15 protein-coding genes are annotated in these 17,274 nt (G+C 75.1%); 11 read left to right on the forward strand and 4 right to left on the reverse strand.

Translation table 11 applies throughout. The features are described from left to right. Positions 1-61: 61 nt before the first annotated feature. A complete protein-coding gene (locus BLU95_RS34950) occupies positions 62-1,213 on the reverse strand; it encodes a Gfo/Idh/MocA family protein (RefSeq protein WP_093863504.1) in 1,152 nt (383 codons plus the stop codon). A 70-nt stretch (positions 1,214-1,283) separates the two neighbouring features. Between BLU95_RS34950 and BLU95_RS34955 the strand changes: the two genes are divergently transcribed. Next, on the forward strand, positions 1,284-2,342 hold the full coding sequence (locus BLU95_RS34955; protein ID WP_093863505.1) for a LacI family DNA-binding transcriptional regulator: 1,059 nt from the start codon (positions 1,284-1,286) through the stop codon (positions 2,340-2,342). A gap of 282 nt (positions 2,343-2,624) precedes the next feature. Next, positions 2,625-3,410: a bestrophin-like domain gene (locus BLU95_RS34960; protein WP_093863506.1), complete on the forward strand. Its 786-nt coding sequence runs from the start codon at positions 2,625-2,627 to the stop codon at positions 3,408-3,410. Positions 3,411-3,456: 46 nt separating this feature from the next. Here the strand turns inward: BLU95_RS34960 and aroA are convergent, their stop codons facing one another. Continuing rightward, positions 3,457-4,701, reverse strand: a complete 1,245-nt coding sequence (aroA, locus tag BLU95_RS34965) for a 3-phosphoshikimate 1-carboxyvinyltransferase (RefSeq protein ID WP_093863507.1) — start codon at positions 4,699-4,701, stop codon at positions 3,457-3,459. 373 nt (positions 4,702-5,074) lie between these two features. Between aroA and BLU95_RS34970 the strand changes: the two genes are divergently transcribed. From BLU95_RS34970 to BLU95_RS34990, 4 genes are all read left to right on the forward strand, one after another. Next, positions 5,075-5,650 (forward strand): GNAT family N-acetyltransferase, encoded by a 576-nt coding sequence (locus BLU95_RS34970; RefSeq protein ID WP_231978036.1) that lies wholly within the window; start codon positions 5,075-5,077, stop codon positions 5,648-5,650. A 163-nt stretch (positions 5,651-5,813) separates the two neighbouring features. Then, positions 5,814-7,730, forward strand: a complete 1,917-nt coding sequence (locus BLU95_RS34975) for a glycosyltransferase family 2 protein (RefSeq protein ID WP_173862193.1) — start codon at positions 5,814-5,816, stop codon at positions 7,728-7,730. 144 nt (positions 7,731-7,874) lie between these two features. After that, a complete protein-coding gene (locus BLU95_RS45315; protein WP_197698657.1) occupies positions 7,875-10,058 on the forward strand; it encodes an acyltransferase family protein in 2,184 nt (727 codons plus the stop codon). A gap of 670 nt (positions 10,059-10,728) precedes the next feature. Next, positions 10,729-11,382: a DEAD/DEAH box helicase family protein gene (locus tag BLU95_RS34990; RefSeq protein ID WP_093863510.1), complete on the forward strand. Its 654-nt coding sequence runs from the start codon at positions 10,729-10,731 to the stop codon at positions 11,380-11,382. A gap of 210 nt (positions 11,383-11,592) precedes the next feature. On the opposite strand, the gene BLU95_RS34995 is transcribed toward BLU95_RS34990, so the two are convergent. Further along, entirely contained in the window at positions 11,593-12,423 is an 831-nt protein-coding gene (locus BLU95_RS34995) for a hypothetical protein (protein ID WP_093863511.1), read from the reverse strand. 265 nt (positions 12,424-12,688) lie between these two features. Here BLU95_RS34995 and BLU95_RS35000 point away from each other — a divergent pair, with 265 nt between their 5' ends. Both BLU95_RS35000 and BLU95_RS35005 read left to right on the forward strand, forming a co-directional pair. Then, positions 12,689-12,928: a hypothetical protein gene (locus BLU95_RS35000; RefSeq protein ID WP_093865360.1), complete on the forward strand. Its 240-nt coding sequence runs from the start codon at positions 12,689-12,691 to the stop codon at positions 12,926-12,928. Positions 12,929-13,087: 159 nt separating this feature from the next. Next, complete coding sequence (locus BLU95_RS35005; protein WP_093863512.1) at positions 13,088-13,453, forward strand: S26 family signal peptidase; 366 nt, start codon at positions 13,088-13,090, stop codon at positions 13,451-13,453. Between the two features lie 73 nt (positions 13,454-13,526). Here BLU95_RS35005 and BLU95_RS35010 read toward each other — a convergent pair whose 3' ends face one another. Next, entirely contained in the window at positions 13,527-14,447 is a 921-nt protein-coding gene (locus BLU95_RS35010; RefSeq protein WP_173862194.1) for an alpha/beta fold hydrolase, read from the reverse strand. 155 nt (positions 14,448-14,602) lie between these two features. On the opposite strand from BLU95_RS35010, the gene BLU95_RS35015 reads away from it, so the two are divergent. From BLU95_RS35015 to BLU95_RS35025, 3 genes are all read left to right on the forward strand, one after another. Then, positions 14,603-15,067, forward strand: a complete 465-nt coding sequence (locus BLU95_RS35015) for a MarR family transcriptional regulator (protein ID WP_093863513.1) — start codon at positions 14,603-14,605, stop codon at positions 15,065-15,067. 86 nt (positions 15,068-15,153) lie between these two features. Continuing rightward, a complete protein-coding gene (locus tag BLU95_RS35020) occupies positions 15,154-16,746 on the forward strand; it encodes a glycerophosphodiester phosphodiesterase (protein WP_093863514.1) in 1,593 nt (530 codons plus the stop codon). Positions 16,747-16,941: 195 nt separating this feature from the next. After that, positions 16,942-17,265, forward strand: a complete 324-nt coding sequence (locus tag BLU95_RS35025) for a Pepco domain-containing protein (RefSeq protein WP_093863515.1) — start codon at positions 16,942-16,944, stop codon at positions 17,263-17,265. The last annotated feature ends 9 nt before the right edge of the window (positions 17,266-17,274 follow it).

Here is a 17,274-nt window from a genome sequence, read left to right on the forward strand (position 1 = left end):
GTGCGGGTGGGAGCAGGGCGGGAGCGGGAGGAGCCGGGGCGGCGGGAGCCGGGCGCGGGGGTCAGAGGGCGAGGTCGGGCACGTCCAGGCGGCGGCCCTCGCGGGCGGAGCGCAGGCCGAGTTCGGCGAGCTGGACGCCCTTGGCGCCCTCGAGGAGGTCCCACCGGTACTCGGAGCCGGTCACCACGTGCCGCAGGAACAGCTCCCACTGGACCTTGAACCCGTTGTCGAACTCGGCGTTGTCCGGCACCCGCTGCCACTGGTCGCGGAAGGACTCGGTGACGGCCAGGTCGGGGTTCCAGACCGGCTTGGGGGTGGCGGCCCGGTGCTGGAAGCGGCACTCGCGCAGTCCGGCGACGGCGCTGCCCTCGGTGCCGTCGACCTGGAACTCGACCAGCTCGTCGCGGTCGACGCGGACGGCCCAGGAGGAGTTGATCTGGGCGGTGATGCCGCCCTCGAGCTCGAAGATGCCGTAGGCGGCGTCGTCGGCGGTGGCCTCGTAGGGGCGGCCCTGCTCGTCGACCCGGGTGGGGATGTGGGTGGTGGTGTGGGCGTAGACGGAGCGGACCGGGGCGACGATGCCGTCCAGCACGTAGCGCCAGTGCGGGAACATGTCGAGGACCATGCCGCCGCCGTCCTGGGCGCGGTAGTTCCAGGACGGCCGCTGGGCCTCCTGCCAGTCGCCCTCGAAGACCCAGTAACCGAACTCGCCCCGCACGGACAGGATCCGGCCGAAGAAGCCGCTGTCCACCAGGCGCTTGAGCTTGAGCAGGCCGGGCAGGAACAGCTTGTCCTGGACGGCGCCGCTGCGGACCCCGGCGTCGCGGGCGAGGCGGGCCAGCTCCAGTGCGGCGTCGAGGGACTCGGCGGTGGGCTTCTCGGTGTAGACGTGCTTGCCGGCGGCGACGGCCCTGCGGATGGACTGTTCCCGGACCTGGGTGAGCTGGGCGTCGAAGTAGATCTCGGCCAGCGGGTGGGCGAGGGCCTCGTCCAGGTCGGTGGTCCAGTGGGTGAGCGCGTGCCGGTCGGCGATCTCCTCGAGCTTGCGGGCGCTGCGGCCGACCAGGATCGGTTCGGGCCACAGCACCTCGCCGTCGCCGAGGGGCAGTCCGCCCTGCTCACGGATGGCGAGGATCGAGCGGACGAGGTGCTGGCGGTAGCCCATTCGACCGGTGACACCGTTCATGACGATGCCGATCACCCTGCGGGACATGGTGGACCTTCTTTCGCGGGGAGCTGCGCGGGATTCTTGGTAAGCGCTTTCCGCCGGGTACGTTACGAGCATGCCGAACCCGAGGTCAACCACCCGTGCCACCCGTTCCACCGGTGCCGTGACGCTGCAGCGCGTCGCGGAGCACGCCGGGGTGTCGATCGCCACGGCCTCGCGGGTGCTCCACGGGGGCACCCGAACCGTGGGGGAGGAGCTGCGCCGCAAGGTGGAGGACGCGGCGCGGGACCTCGGCTACGTCTCCAACGCGCCCGCGCAGGCGCTGGCCCGCTCCTCGACCTCGGTCGTCGGCCTGGTCGTCCACGACATCGCCGACCCGTACTTCGCGGCGATCGCCGCCGGGGCGATGCGGGCCGCCAAGCGGCACCGGCTGATGGTGATGATCGCCGCCACGTTCGGCGACCCCGAGCTGGAGATCGAGTACGTGCGGAGCCTGCGGGCCCAGCGGGCGCGGGCGGTGCTGCTCGCCGGCAGCGGCGTCGCCGATCCGGACCTCACGGCACGGCTGGCGGCCGAGCTGGACGCCTTCCGGGCCGACGGCGGCCGGGTGTCCTGCATCGGCGAGCGGGGTGTCGAGCCGTACGTGCCGCTCGACCACACCGGCGGGGCCGAGCGTGCGGCCGCCGAGCTCTGGCAGCTCGGGCACCGCCGGATCGGCGTGGTCGCCGGCCCGGAGCGCCTGGTGACCGTGCGGCGGCGGCTCGCCGGGATCAGGGCGGCGTGGTCCCGCCTCGGTGGTGAACTCCCGGACCGCCGCGTCGTGTTCGCGGACTTCACCCGGGCCGGGGGCCGGGACGCGGCGCTCGGGCTGTTCGCGGCCGAGCCGGGGGTCACGGCGGTGCTCGCCCTGAACGACGTGATGGCGGCGGGTGTGCTGGCCGCCGTCCAGGACGACCTGGGGCGGAGCGTCCCGGCGGAGGTCTCGGTGGTCGGCTTCGACGACGTCCCGTTCGCGGTGGACCTCCGGCCGTCGCTGACCACCGTCCGGCTGCCGTTGGAGGAGGCGGGGGAGCGGGCGGTCCAGCTGATCGCGGACGGCGCGTCGCCCGCCCGGCAGGCGCCGCTGGGCGTGGCCCTGGTGGTGCGCGGCAGCACGGGGCCGGTCGCGGGCTGACGGACGGGCCCGCGGAGGCGTGGATAGCGCTTACCAGAAGCGGGAGCACCTCCCGGCGACCCGGACCCGGGCAGGGGGAGCGCCGAGGGGCCCGAGCCCTCGGTCGCGGCGCGTCCCGGGCACGGATCCTCCCGAAGCCGGGACGCCGGGTGTCACACGGTTGCCCGTCGTCCGGGGCGGCACGCGGCTCGGAGCGGCGGATATCCGGAGCGGGTGGCGGTCGACCGCTCATGATGGCTGCGGGTGGCCCGCCGGGGCCCGGTCCGCGAGGAGTGCAGGCAGGTGGATCTGTGGCTGCTGAACCACGTCCCGACCGTGCCGCTGGCCGTACTGGTGGTGGGAGGGTTCGTGCTGGTCGCGCTGGGGAGCAGCGTGCTGGCACTGCGCCGGTTCCCGGGGCTGGCGGACGGCGAGTACAACGACATGGCCGGGGTGCTGCTGGGTATGTTCGGGGCGATCTACGGCATCATCCTGGCGTTCGTCGTGGTGAACCTGTGGACCGAACTGCACGACGCCGGGCACATCGTGGCGACCGAGGCGAGCGCGGTCTCGCAGATCGTGCGCGACGCCGAGGCGTTCCCGCCGGCCACCCGCGACGCGGTGCACGCGGCCGTGCACGACTACGTGCACGCCGTGGTGGAGGACCAGTGGCCGCTGATGCGGGAGGGGCAGGGGGACTCGGCGGTGACGACCCGGGCGGTGGACGGGATGTACCGGGTGTTCGTCGGGTACCAGCCGGAAACGCCCGCCGAGGAGGCCTTCTACGGCAAGGCCCTGGACAGCCTCAACGAGGTCGCGGGCCTGCGGCGCAGCCGCCTCGCCGACAGCCGGGGGAGCCTGCCCGCGCTGCTGCAGGCGCTGATCTTCGGCGGTGCCGTGGTGATGACCGCGCTCGCCCTGATGTACGGGGTGCGGGACCGGCGGGCGCGGCTGCTGTTCGTCGGCACGGTGGCCACGCTGATCGGCTTCAGCCTGCTGCTGGTGGTCGTGCTGGACCGGCCGTTCTCGGGGGACCTGAGCGTGTCCCCGCAGCCGTTCAAGGAGAGTGCCCTCGCCCGGTTCTGGTAGCGAGGGCACCCTCCCGGACGCCGCGTCCCGGGTCGGCCGGTGGTGCTCAGCCGGTGGTGGTCCAGTCCTGGCGCAGCCGGCCGAAGACCTCGTGGAACGCGGGGAAGGTCTTCCGTACGCAGCCGGGGTCGTCGAAGGTGATGCCGGGGGTGCGCAGGCCGGTGACGGAGAAGGACATCACCATCCGGTGGTCGCCGTGGGAGGCGAGGGCGGCGCCGCGCGGGGTGCCGGGGCGGATCTCGATCCAGTCGGGCCCGGTGGCGACGTCGATGCCGAGCCGGCGGAGGTTCTCGGCGGACGCGTCGAGGCGGTCGCACTCCTTGACCCGGGTGTTGGCGACGTTCTCGATCCGTACCGGGGTGTCCGCGAACGGGGCGACGGCGGCGAGCGTCGGCATGGTGTCGGAGATGTCGCGCATGTCGACGGTCAGGCCGGAGAGCCGGCCGCCGGCGGGGCCCTCGACGGTGGTCCGGTCGGTGCCGACCTCGACCCGCGCGCCCATCCGGGCCAGCACGTCGACGAACCGCAGGTCGCCCTGGAGCGCGTCCTTGCCGAGCCCGGGGACGGTCAGCCGACGGCCGGTGAGCGCGGCGGCGGCGAAGAAGTAGCTCGCCGTCGAGGCGTCCGGCTCGACCGGGTAGGTGGCGGCCCGGTAGCCGCCGGGCGCGACCTCGAAGACCCGGCCGGTACGGGTCACCGTGGCGCCGAAGGACCGCATCATGGCGACGGTGATCTCCACGTACGGCGCGGAGACCAGGTCGGTGACGGTGATCCGCAGGCCCTGCTCGGTGAGCGGGCCGAGCAGCAGCAGGGCGGTGAGGTACTGCGAGGAGAGGCCCGCGTCGAGGGTGATCGCGCCGCCGCGGACGCCGTCGGCGGTGATCCGCAGCGGGTGGTGGCCCTCGGCCTCCTCGTGCCGGAGGTCGACCCCGAGGGTGCGCAGCGCCTCGGTGAGCGGGCCGAGCGGGCGGCGGCGCATCTGGGCGGAGGCGTCGAAGCGGAACTCGCCGCGGCCGGCGGCGGCGAGCACCGGCAGGAAGCGGGCGGTGGTGGCGCCGTCGCGGCAGTAGACCTCGGCGTCGTGCGCGGGGCCCTGCGGGCGGCCCTCGATCGTCCACCGGTCCGGGGCGGTGGTGAGCTGGTAACCGAGCGCCCGCAGCCCCTCGGTGAAGCCCTCGGTGTCGTCGGAGCGCAGCGGCCGGAGCAGGGTGGTGGTGCCCTCGGCGGCGGCGGCCAGGAACAGTGCGCGTGCGGTGACGGACTTGGAGCCGGGGATCTCGACGGTCGTCATGGGGCCTCCGGGGCGGGCGGTCCGGGCGTGCCGGGCGGGGTTCGTGGTCCTCCTGTCATCCTGCCGGAGGCGGTGCCGCGCGGGGGAGGGTGTCCGGGTGATGGACGGACGGGCGGACGGGCGGACAGGCGGCCGGGCGGACGGTCGGGCGGGGGCGGGCGGTTCGGGGCCGGGCCGGGCCGGGTGGTCGGGAGGGACGGGTGGTCCTGGCCCCCGGGGGGCGGGGTGCGCGCCGGGTGCGCGCGGCCGGACCGGGTCGTACGCGCAGGTGGGCGCCGGGGGCGGCTGTGGCACGATGCGGGGGATCGGCCGAACGGCCGCCGCCCCTTCGCCCGGGCCCGCACGGTCCGGGCCCGCCAGAGACGAGGACCCTGTGCCCGAGAGCACCACCGGCGCGGCCCCCGAGGCCGCCGGCACCGACCGGCTGGACTTCCGCGCCGCGACCTCCGCCGATGTGCCCGCCCTGCTGGACCTGGTCGAGTCCGCCTACCGCGGGGACGCCAGCCGGGCCGGCTGGACCACCGAGGCCGACCTGCTGGCCGGGCAGCGCACCGACGCCGAGGGAGTGACCGCGGCCGTCACCCACCCGGACGGCGTGGTGCTGCTGGCGGAGCGGGACGGCGAGCTGCTCGCCTGCTGCCAGCTGGAACGCCGGGGCGCGCGCGCCTACTTCGGCATGTTCTCGGTGCGTCCCGGCCGCCAGGGCGGCGGCCTCGGGCGGGCCGTGCTCGCACGGGCCGAGCGGTACGCGGCCGAGGAGTGGGGCGTGGCCGAGATGGAGATGACGGTGATCGAGCAGCGTTCGGAGCTGATCGCCTGGTACGAGCGCCGGGGCTTCCGCCGCACCGGCGACTTCTCGCCGTTCCCGTACGGTGACGAGCGCTTCGGCATCCCGCTCCGCCCCGACCTCCGGTTCGAGAAGCTGACCAAGGAGATTACCGTTCGGTAGTGGTGACGCGGCGTCAGATGGTGTACGAATCTGACGTGGTGTCAACTCTCTGACCTGGGACGATGCCCGACGGTCCGGCCCGATGATCTATTGGTCCAGACCAACGTGAGAGGCTGGCCGGCGAAAGGCCATGTTCCGTCCCAGCTCAGGGGGGCCATTCCGCATGCCCGCACACCATGGCAACGCCGTGTCCGCGCCCGACCGGGAACCGCACCACCCGGGGCGCCGAATACCCGACGGCGGGCCCGACGACCGTCATGACAGCCTTCTCGCCGACCGTCCCGGGGCGTCCCCCGGTACACGTGCCGACCGTCCCGGGGCGTCCCCCGGTACTGGTGCCGACCGGCGCGCCGAGGACGAGCTGTCGCGCCTGCCCAGTCCGCCCGACGACGAGGAGCTCTACTGGTACTTCGGCCCGCAGCGCCGCTGGGTGCTGCTCTGCGCCACCCTCTCGTACGCCGGCGCCACCGCGACGCTCGGCCTCTTCGCGCTCAGCCGCCCACTGCTCTGGCCGTTCCTCGCTCTCACCGTGCTCAACGCCGCGACCTGGCTGCTCTCCGTCGTCGACGGACAGCGCTCCCGGCGCTTCACCCGCGACTCGCACGACCTGCTGGTCCGGGCCTGGCGCCCCGTCCGGCACCCGGGCGTCGACCTGCTGCTGCCCACCGCCGGCGAACCGCTCGCCGTCCTGGACAACGCCTACCGGCACACCGCCGCCGTCCGCTGGCCCGGCGCGCTGACCGTCCTGGTCCTCGACGACGCCGCCCGGCCCGAGGTGCGCGAACTCGCCGAGTCCTACGGCTTCGAGTACCGCAGCCGCCCCGACCGGGGCCGGTTCAAGAAGGCCGGCAACCTCAACCACGGTCTGGCCGAGGGCACCGGCGACATCATCGCCGTCCTCGACGCGGACTTCTGCCCGCGCCCGGACTTCCTGCATCACCTGGTGCCGTACCTCGACGATCCGGACATCGGCATCGTGCAGAGCCCGCAGTGCTTCGACACCGACGCCGGGATGTCCTGGCTCGAACGCGCGGCCGGCGCCACCCAGGAGATCTTCTACCGCTGGATCCAGCCCTCCCGGGACGCCCAGGACGGCACCGTCTGCTGCGGCACCAACGCGCTCTACCGGCGCGCCGCGCTCGAACGCGTGGGCGGCTTCGCCGAGATCGACCACAGCGAGGACCTCTACACCGGCCTCTCGCTCGCCCGCGCCGGGTGGACCACCCGGTACGTGCCCGCGCTGCTCGCCAAGGGCATGTCGCCCACCGGCCTGCCCGCCTTCATCAGCCAGCAGTACCGCTGGTGCCTCGGCTCGCTGGCCCTGGTCGGGGACCCCGACTTCCGGCGCGGCCCGCTTCCCCGCTCGGCCCGGCTCTGCTTCTGGAACGGCATCCTCGGCTACCTCACCAGCGCGGTGAACGTCTTCGCCGTGCCGCTGCCGGCCCTGATCATGCTGTTCTTCCGGCCCGACGAGATCGCCCCGTGGCAGGTGCTGCCGTTCCTGCCGCCGATCTGGGTCGCGCTCGTCCTGCTCCCCGCGATGTCCCGCACCCACTGGCGCTTCGAGGTCACCCGGGTCCAACTCCTGGGCGGGCTCTGCCACGTGGTCGCCATCGCGCACGCGCTGCGCCGCCGCAGTGCCGACTGGGTGCCCACCGGCGCCGTCTCCGGCGGCACCGCGCTGGCCCGCAGCGTCGCCAGGATCGGCGTCGGCTGGCTCGGCCTCGTGGTCGTCGCCGGCGCGGTCGGACTCGTCCGCGCCGTCAACTCCTACGGCTGGCAGCCCTTCTGGGCGCTCGCCGGACTGCTCGCACTCACCACCTACACGGTCGTTCCGCTGATCGGCGCGCTCCGGCCGCTGCTCCGCGGTGGCAACGGCGCCACCGTCGCGGACCTCGCCCGGCCCTCGGACCGGCGCGCCGGCCGTTCGGGCAACCGCTCGTCCGCCCTCCCCTCCGACCGTCCCTACGGCCGCTCGTCCGACCTGCGCTTCGGCCCGGCCGAGGCCGTCGCCGTCACCGCGGTGCTGCTGCTCTGCGGCCTGCTGGCGTCCGGGTGGGCCGACCCGCTGGTGTTCTGACGCCGAGTCGGATCGCTTTCCTCCCCTGATCGTTCCGCTCCACCCTTCCTTGCGCGTCGCCCCACCGGCGCGGACTGCCGGCCGGCCGCCCCATCGGCCCGCCGGCCCCGACCACCGCTGCCAGCCCCTGCAAGGAGCTTCGCCGTGCCCACGGCCGTACCACCAGGCGCCGATCCGTCGCGCGCCCTCGTCCCGACCGACGTCCTGTCCTCCTCGTCCTCCTCCGGGCCCGCTGCTGCCGGGCCCGCTGCTGCCGAGCCCGCCGTCGCGCGCACCGACGCGGCCGGACCCGCCACCACCGACCCGCGGCCGCGGGCCGCCTTCCGCCCCGACATCGAGGGCCTGCGCGGTGTCGCCGTGCTCTCCGTGCTCGCCTTCCACGCGGCCGTCCCCGGCCTCACCGGCGGCTACGTCGGCGTCGACGTCTTCTTCGTCGTCTCCGGCTTCCTGATCACCGGACTCCTCCTCGCCCGCCCCCTCGGCCTGTGGGACTTCGCCGCCCGCCGCGCCCGCCGCATCCTGCCCGCCGCCGCCGTGGTCCTGGTCGCCACCGCGCTGGCCGGCGGCGCCCTGCTCGACCCGCTGCGCGGCACCGACCTCGCCCGGGACCTGATCGCCGCCGCCGGACAGTTCTCCAACTGGCGCTTCGTCGGCCAGCAGACGGACTACCTGGCCGCCGAACACGACCCCAGCCCGCTCCAGCACTTCTGGTCGCTGGGGGTGGAGAACCAGTTCTACCTGCTCTGGGGCGTCCTGCTGTTCGGCCTCGCCCGGCTGTTCGCCGGACACCGCCGGCGCACCGTCACCGCCGCCACGCTGACCACCCTCGCCGTCGGTGGCGTCTCGCTGCTGCTCTGCGTCCGCTGGACGGCCGGCTCCGCGCCGCTCGGCTACTTCTCCACCGCCAGCCGCCTGTGGGAGTTCGCCGTCGGCGGCTGCGTCGCCCTCGCCGCGCCGGCCCTGACCACCCGGCTCGCCCGCGGCGGCCCCGGTGCCCGCCTCGGGGGCGGACTGCTCCGCGTCCTCGGCTGGGCCGGCGCCGCCGCGCTGCTCACCGCCGTCCTCCGGTACGACCGCGACACGCCCTTCCCCGGCACCGCCGCCCTGCTGCCCGTCCTCGGCACCGCCGCCCTCCTGCTGGCCGGCCCCGCGCACCGCGCGCTCGGCGCCGGTGACGCCGGCCGACTGCTCGCCACCCGCCCGCTGCGCGCCGCCGGTCGCCTCTCCTACGCCTGGTACCTCTGGCACTGGCCGGTGCTGACCATCGCCCAGGCCCGCTGGGGCGCCCTGCCCTGGACCACGCTGGTCGCCCTCACGGCGGCCGCCGCCGTCCCGGCCTGGCTCACCCTGCGGCTGGTCGAGCAACCGCTGCGGTACGGCAGCAGCCCGGCCCCGCGCCGGGGCCTCGCCGTCGGCGCCAGCGCCCTGGTCATCCCGCTGATCGCCGGCCTCACCCTGGGCGGCGGCACGGTCCGCGCGCTCGGCGACCCCGACCGCGCGACCGTCGCCCCGGCCGGGGCGGTGGACGGCCCCGGCCTCTTCGCCCCCGGTACCAAGGTGCTCGCGCTCACCCCCTCGCTCGCCCGGGCGCGCGAGGACTTCCCGCCCGGCAAGGGCTGCGAGATCCCGCTCGGCGCCGAGACCAGCCCGCGCTGCCTGTTCGGCACCGAGTCCAGCCCCGACCGGATCGTGCTGATCGGCGACTCGCACGCCGGTCAGTGGATCTCCGCCGCCCTGGCGATGGCCGAGCAGCGGCAGTGGGCGCTGGAGGTACTGGTCAAGCCGGGCTGCCCGCTGGCCACCCTGACGGTGCGCAACAACGTGCTCGGCCGCACCTTCGAGGAGTGCGACCGCTGGCGGGAGAACACCTTCACCCGGCTCACCTCCGGCCCCAGGCCCCGGCTGGTCCTGATGGCGGGCCTCAACCGGTACGGCGGCCAGGACGAGCGCACCGAGGGCTGGACCCGCACCCTCGACCGCCTCACCGCCCTCGGCGCACCGCTCGCCTACCTGGGCGACACCCCGATGCCCGGCAAGGACATCCCGACCTGCCTGGCCGGCTCCGACGGCCGCTCGGACGAGTGCTTCTTCCCGCGCGCCACGGCCTTCGAACGCGACCCGCTGCTCGACGGCGGCCTCGCCGAGCGCTACCGGGTCCGGGCCCTGGACCTCGGCCCGCTGCTCTGCCCCGGCACCGGCCCGGACTGCCCGGCCGTCCTGGAGGGCGTGATCCTCTACCGGGACACCGGCCACATCACCGACACCCTGGCCCGGGTGCTCGCCCCGCGCCTGGACCACGCGCTGTTCGGCCCGGGCACCGTCTCCTGACGCCCGCACCGCCGCCCCGGCCGTCCGCCCGCCGCTCCGGTGGGCGGACGGCCGCCGTCGTGCGACCGCGCGGCCGGTGTCGTCGGCGGACGTCCCGGGCAGTCGGGTACCCCTAGCACCACGCGTTGTCCCTCGTCGGTCGCTCACAGGGCACCATGGCCTACGGCGGGCAACGCCTCGTCCGCGAACGGGCCGCGGCCACCGGCTCCGACCACGCCCGCGAGCACGTCCTCGCCGTCGATCCTCAGCTGCAACCGGGCAGCCCACCGTCGCCCCTGTGGCAACACTCCGACCTCAAGCCGGTTGAACACCTGATCGCCCTGCGGGAGCGTCGACTCCCGCACGGCAGCTCTGACGCCGAGGCACATCACCCGACCGACCCACCCCGAAGACCTCCGTAGCAGTGAGGGGCCTCCGGCGAGGAAACCCTGTGGGTGGGAAGTCGGGCCGGTGGGTGGGAAGTCGGGCCGATCGACTTCCCACTCCCCGGGGGGTAAGCGGGTTTCCGCTCGCTCGCTTCGGGTGAGCGGTGGCCACCCGGTGCGACGAGCTCGCCGTGCGCTCCGAGGCGGTGGTCCTGGTCGCGGTCGTCGACGAATGGCTGTGAGCGGGACGGTGCGGAGCCGGGAAACAGATGGAACGGCCGGCGGTGACCTGCCACTCTGGTCGGGTGCTGCTCGAACTGACGGGTTCCAGTTGCTCGGGGAAGACCACCGTCGCCCGTGCCGTCGGTGAACGGATCGGCGGGATCGTCGTGCACGACTTCGACGAAGTCGGTGTTCCGGACGACGCGGACCGGATCTGGCGGACCCGGACGACCGAGATGTGGGTGCGCCGTGCACTGGACTACCAGCGGCGCGGACTCGATCTGCTGCTGACCGGGCAGTCTCCGCTCGGTGAGGTGCTGGCCGTTCCGTCGGCACCACTGCTGGAGGGAATCGCGGTGTGTCTGGTCGACGTGTCCGACGGGATCCGGCGCCGCAGACTCGCCGAACGCGATCCGGGCCGGTGGGACGCGCCGGCCGTCGAAGCCTTCCTCGGCTGGGCCGACTGGCATCGCCAGCACGCCCGGGACCCCCGGTACCGGCCGGATGTCATCACCGACGGCAGCTGGTCCGAGATGGTCTGGAACCGGTGGACCGACTGGACCGCCGGTGACCGACGATGGTCCACCCACCTGATCGACACCACGGACCGGTCCGTCGCGGACTCCGTCGACCAGGTGGAGCTCTGGGTCGCCGACCGGCGCGAGGCCTTGCGGTCAGGCCTGCTCGGGCTGTCACGAGGCTGGACGGATCGGGCATTTCCCGATGGAAGACCTTGATCCACTCGAGCGAACCGGGGCCGGCCGTTCTCCCCTGGCGTGGTCACCGGAACGGGGTGGCCGTGCTCGTGCCAGTGCCGGGTATTGACGGGCATGACCGCTGCCGCTTGCCCTGTCGTACCGGGGAGTGGGAAGTCGGGCCGATCGACTTCCCACTCCCCCGGGGGCGGGTTGTCAGGTCCTGGGCTGCTCGGGTGAGCGGGCGCGGGCTCAGCCGTAGATGCCCCGGCAGATGCGGGCCTGTTCGGAGCCGGCGGGCCAGCGGCCGAAGTGCTCGGCCTGGTCGCAGATCGTGCCTCCGCCCGCCCCGGGCGGGCCGGGTGCCGCGGGCGCGGCGGCGGTGGGCGGTGCCGCGGTCGTGGGGGAGTGGCCGGGCGCGGCGGCGGCCGCAGGTGCCGGTGTGGGCGCCGCCGGGGTCGGGCTGCCGGGTGCGTGGGTCGTCCTGGTGGGCGCCGGGCGCGGAGTACGGCTGGGCTTCGGCCGGGTGCCCGCAGGGTCGCCGCCCTCCGGGGCCGGCGCGGCTCCGGTCGGCGGACCGCCCGCCGCGACCGCGCCCGCGTCCGTCCCGGCGGCTGCCGCTGCGGGCGGCGGCGGGCCCTCGTTGCTGGTCGGTGACGGCAGCGGGGAGGGCGCCGGGACCGGCAGCAGGCCGGTGGTCGGCGAGACGGCCGGGGACGGAGCCAGCGGCGGTGTCGTGGAGGTGCCGGGGAAGGCCACCACCCCCGACGACTCCTCGCCCGACCCGGGCCCGCACATCGCCAGCACCGCCGCGAGCCCGGCCACGATCCCGGCGGCGCTCGCCGCCCAGGTCCGGCGGCGTCGTCGCCGTTCCGCCGCGGCGGCGTCCGCCATGGCCTCCCAGGGCGGTGTCGGGACGGGCGCCGGGGGCGGGGCGGGCACCGGCGGGGGCTGCCAGGCCGGGGTCGGCCACTGCCACTGCCCGGCACCCGCGCCCGCCGCGTCCGTGCCCGCCGCCGCGACCGGGCCGGTCGTCGGTCCGCCGCCCGCCGGGGTGCTGCCGTCCGCCGCCTGTCCGCTCATGTCCTCGTCCTCCTGCCGTCGTCCACCGCCGCCCGTCCGCGCGTGGCCTGCCGGGAGGGCCGGGCTGTGCCGGGTGGGCCGGACGGGCCGCTCCGCGCGGCCGCCTTCGCGGACCCCCGCTCGCGCTGCCCAACGAGCCCGCCGACGGCGGGACATGACCCGGCCGAGGGTTCCGACGGGCGCACGGAGCGCTCCGAGGTGTCGTCGTACGCTGCCTGCCGCAGCCCGGGTGCGCCGCCCGGGGGTCCGTCACATGCTGGGTGGCATGGAAACGAACAGCACGTCCGGTACGGCGAAGCCCCTGGTGGAGATCGCCGAGTTCCGCACCGACAGCCGGTACCGGCTGGTCCGCTTCGAGGGTCACGGCTGGGAGCCGCTCGCCCCGGAGGAGCTCGAACCGCGGATCCACCAGCTCTTCCCCGACCTCGATCCGCGCGATCCGGACCGCGTCCACTGGGTCGACCGCCCCTGGGAATGGCCCGCCTGGCACCCGGGTGAAGCCTGACCGCAGGTGTGAGGAGCGGCAGGTGTGATGTTGACGCGGCCCGTTGACGCGGCGTCTTGGCGGGGGGAGCCGGGCACGCCGTCCGGGAGCCGTCCGGGTCGGCTGTTCCGGCGGACAATTCGGTGGCCGGGTCCGGGGCGTGGGTGCGACGATCACCGGATGGGTGCACTGGACGCGGTGGCGGCGAGGGTGGCCGGTGGGGCCGACGTGGAGTTCCGGCCGAGCGGCTCGTCGATGGTCCCGCTGATCCGCAGTCGGCAGTCGGTGCGCGTGGTCCCGGCCGATCCGTCGAAGCTGGAGGTCGGCGACATCGTGCTGGCCAGGGTCGCCGGCACCGTCCGTCTGCATCTGGTATCGGCCCTCGACCACGCCAGGAGGCGGGTGCAGATCAGCAACAACCGGGGCCGCGTCAACGGCTGGACCGGACACGACCGGGTCTTCGGCATCTGCGTCGCCGTCGACGGGGTCCCCCGGCCCGATGCGGCGGGGAAGTCCCGGTCCGCCGGCCCGGAGGGCGCCCGCTGAGTGTCCGCCGACCGCCCGCCGAGCGTCCGCCGAGCGCCTGCCGATCGGGGGTGTCCGCCGAGCGGACGCGCGGTCAGCGCCCGAGCAGCGCCTTCAGGGTCCGCGCGGTGGCACGGGGGAAGGCGGTGTTCCCGTTGTGCCCGCCGGGGAAGGCGACCGGTTCGGTGCCGAGCAGTTCGGCCAGCGCCAGCGCGCAGCGGTAGGTGTGCACGTCCGGGCGGGTGGTGCGGCCGGTGGCGGGGAGAACGCGGGTGCCGGAGTGCCGTGCGGCGGCGGCCAGCTCGGCCGGGCCGAGCCCGTCCGTGGTGACGGCGGTGAACTCGGTGCCGATGAAGAAGTCGAAGTTGGCCAGTCGGCGGGGCGTCATCGGCTGCGGGGTGAGGCCCTCCTCGGTGGTGTCGTGGCGGGGGTCGATGCCCAGGTGCCGGGCGATCGCGGGGAAGGCCGCCGCCGCGCCTCCGGCGGCGTGCGCCGCCCGGACGGCGAGGAGTTCCGCGATGTGCTCGGCACGGTCCGGCGGGGGCAGCAGGTTCGGCAGCACGGGCTCGTGCGCGACCAGGGTGCCGAGGACGCCCGGGTGACGGGCCAGCACCTGGAGGCCGATCGCGGCGCCCATGCTGAACCCGGCCATCAGGGCGGGTTCGGGAGCCCCGCCGACCGTTCCGTCCTCGCCCGCGATCCGGGCGGCCTCGGCGAGCAGCGCGGCGACGTCGTCGGCGTGGTCGGCCATGGTGACCGGTCGGGCGGGGTCGTCGAGCGTGCTCCGGGAGAGGCCGCGGCGGTCGTAGGTGACGACGGTGAAGGTGTCGGTGAGGTGCGGGACGAGGTCGACGGTGCGGTCCGCGTCGCCCTCGCCGCTCTGCGAGAGCAGCAGGACGGGGCCGTTGCCCGCGAGCCGGTAGTGGAGGGTGGCGCCGGGGACGTCGAGCGTGCCCTCGGTGGCCGTGGTCCCGGAAGCGGCGGTGGTGGTCCCGGAACCGGTGGTGGTGGTCATGGCGGCGGGTGTCCCTTCGGCGGCGGTTCGAGCGGAGGAGCCGGTGTTCGACCGGCCCGACCGACACTAGAGCATCGAGAAAGATGCATCAATAGAGATGTATCTAATCTGATGCATCTTCTTCAATGCATCGATGCCGATGTAGCCTGGCGGCCATGAACGGAGTCGAGCTGTTCCTCCTGGGTCGCACGCTGATGAAGGTCGGCGAGCAGGCCATGCCCGAACCGGCCACCGGCTCGCGCGGTTCGGTCCGCTCGGTCCTGGTCACCCTGGGCGAGATCGTCGCCAGCCCGGGGACGACCGTCGGCGAGATCGCCACGCGCACCGGTCTGCCGCAGAGTCAGGTCTCCACTGCCGTCGCGCGGCTGGTGGAGGCGGGCTCGGTCGAGACCGGGCCCGACCCCGCCGACCGCCGCCGACGGCTCGTCCGGCCCGCCGCCGAGCCTTCGGTCCGGGTCGCCGAGGTCCGGACCGCCACCGTCGACGACGCCCTCACGGCCGCCCTCGCCGGACCCGACGGTGCCGCCCCGGACCCGGCCGTCCTGCACGCCGTCACCGAGGCCCTCGCCACCCTCGCCCGCCACCTCGCCCCCGGCCGCCGGGTGCCGCCGGCGGGGTGACCTTCCGTCGCCCCGGCCGCTCGTCGGAACGGTTGTTCGTACGGCGTGGCTTCCGCTCCGGGCCCTGATCCCCTAGCGTGCCGCGCATGATCAGCAGTCACTCCGCCGGCCCGGACGGGCCGCGAAACGGACGTACCGCCCGCGCCGCCGGCACCGGACGCGCCTCCCGTTCCGGACGTACCGCCCGCGCCGCCCGCACTGCCCGTTCCGGCCCGCTCGCCGCACTGCTCGCCGCCGTGCTCGGTCTCGGCACCGTGGCGCTGACGGCCCCGCACGCCGCCTCCGCCGCTCCCGGCGCCGCCCCGGCCACTCCCGGAGCCGCTCAAGCCGCCCCGGCCGCTCCCGGCGCCGCGCAGGCCGCCGCGCCCGGCGAGGTCGTCCTCGACGAGCACTTCGACGGCCCCGCCCTGCCCACCGGCTGGACGGCCGTCGAGGGGCCGTGGCGGATCGAGAACGGCCGCCTGGTCGGTACCTCCGCCGACTGGAACCAGCAGAGCCGGATCACCTTCGGCCGCCACCTCACCGACTTCCGCATCGAGGTGACCGCCCGATTCGAGAGCGTCGTCGACGCCGCCCGCTGGACCGCCCTCGGCCTGGACGTCCCGGCGAACGGGGCCACCCCCTGGTCGATCGCCACCGTGCGCTCCGGCACCACCGCCGCCAACGGTCTGGAGTTCGCCCGACGCACCCCCGCCGACGCCTGGAACGTCACCGACACCGCCGTCGCGCCCACCGCGGCGGGCACCGGCCGGGACGTCCGGCTCGCCGTCGAGGTGCACGGCGGCGCGGCCCGGTGGCTCCTCGACGGCCGCGAGGTCATGCGCACCACCCAGGTCGCCCGGAGCGCGGACGGCGGCCAGGCGCTGCTGGTCAACGGCGCCCGGGTGTCCTTCGACGACCTCAGGGTCACCGCGCTCGCCCCCGGCGCCTTCCTCCGGCAGCCCGGCGCGCCACTCACCGTGTTCGCCCATCGCGGCGCCTCCTCCGCCGCCCCCGAGAACACCCTGCTGTCCGACGAGGTGGCCCGGCGCGCGGGCGCGGACTGGATCGAGAACGACGTCCAGCCCAGCAGGGACGGCGTCCCCCACGTCATGCACGACGACACGGTGGACCGCACCACCAACGGCACCGGCCGGGTCCGCGACCTGACGGCCGCCCAGCTGGCCGCGCTGGACGCCGGTGCCCGGTTCGCCCCGGCCGCGGCCGGCGCGCGCGTGCCGACCCTGGCCGCCCAGCTCGACGACCTGCGCACCCGCGGCGGCAGCCTGCTGCTGGAGATCAAGGGCCCGCACACCCGCGACGAGGTGGCCCGGATCGTCCAGGACGTCCGCGACCGCGGCATGGCCGGCCGGGTCCTCGTCCAGAGCTTCGAGACCGACGCCCTGCGCTACACCCGCGAACTGGCCCCCGAACTGCCCCTCGGCCTGCTGCGCGCCTCGCTGGACGCCGACCCGGTGGCCGTCGCGCGGGACCTCGGCCTGTCCGTCTACAACCCCGCCGACGCAGCCCTCGCCGGCCGCCCCGAGGTGGTGGCCGCCCTGCACGCGGCGGGCGTTGCGGTCAACGCCTGGACGGTCGACGCGCCCGCCCGCTGGAAGGCCCTGGACGCGCTCGGGGTCGACGGCATCATCACCGACCGCCCGGCCGAGCTGGCCGGCTGGCTCGCCGCCCGCCAGTAGGGTCGTCGGCGCGCCTTGCCGTGGTCGTCCCCGGCGTCACAGGAGTCTCCGTCCGACTCGTCGTCAACAGCCGTGATCTGTCGGCGGATCTCCTTCAATCACGGGTCTCCGGCGGCTATCCTCGCCCTGCGGTGGATCACACCGGAGTCGGCCGGGGGCGTGGAACGCGCGTGTGTCGCGCGGGGTGGGGGAGAAGTGGCGCACGAGGCGGAGTCCTTGGACTCCCTGGAGTTCTGGGTGACCGAGGACGAGGAGGAGGACGGCGACACGATGGGTGTCTTCCGGCGCGACCGGGAGGCCGTCCTGCGCCGGGTGCCGCTCGGGGCGCTGCGCTCGAACCTCACGGAGACGGTGGACGCGCTCCAGACCCTCTTCGAGCAGATCGCCGACCGCGGCGGCCCGTTGCCGCTCAAGGAGGTCCAGCTCAGCTTCCAGGTCTCCGCCTCGGGCGGCGTCCAGCTGGTCGGCACTTCCCAGGTCCAGGGCACCCGTGGGATCACCTTCGTCTTCGGCAACTAGCGGGACCGG

This window comes from Streptomyces sp. TLI_053 (genome assembly GCF_900105395.1).
Classification (GTDB): Bacteria; Actinomycetota; Actinomycetes; order Streptomycetales; family Streptomycetaceae; genus Kitasatospora.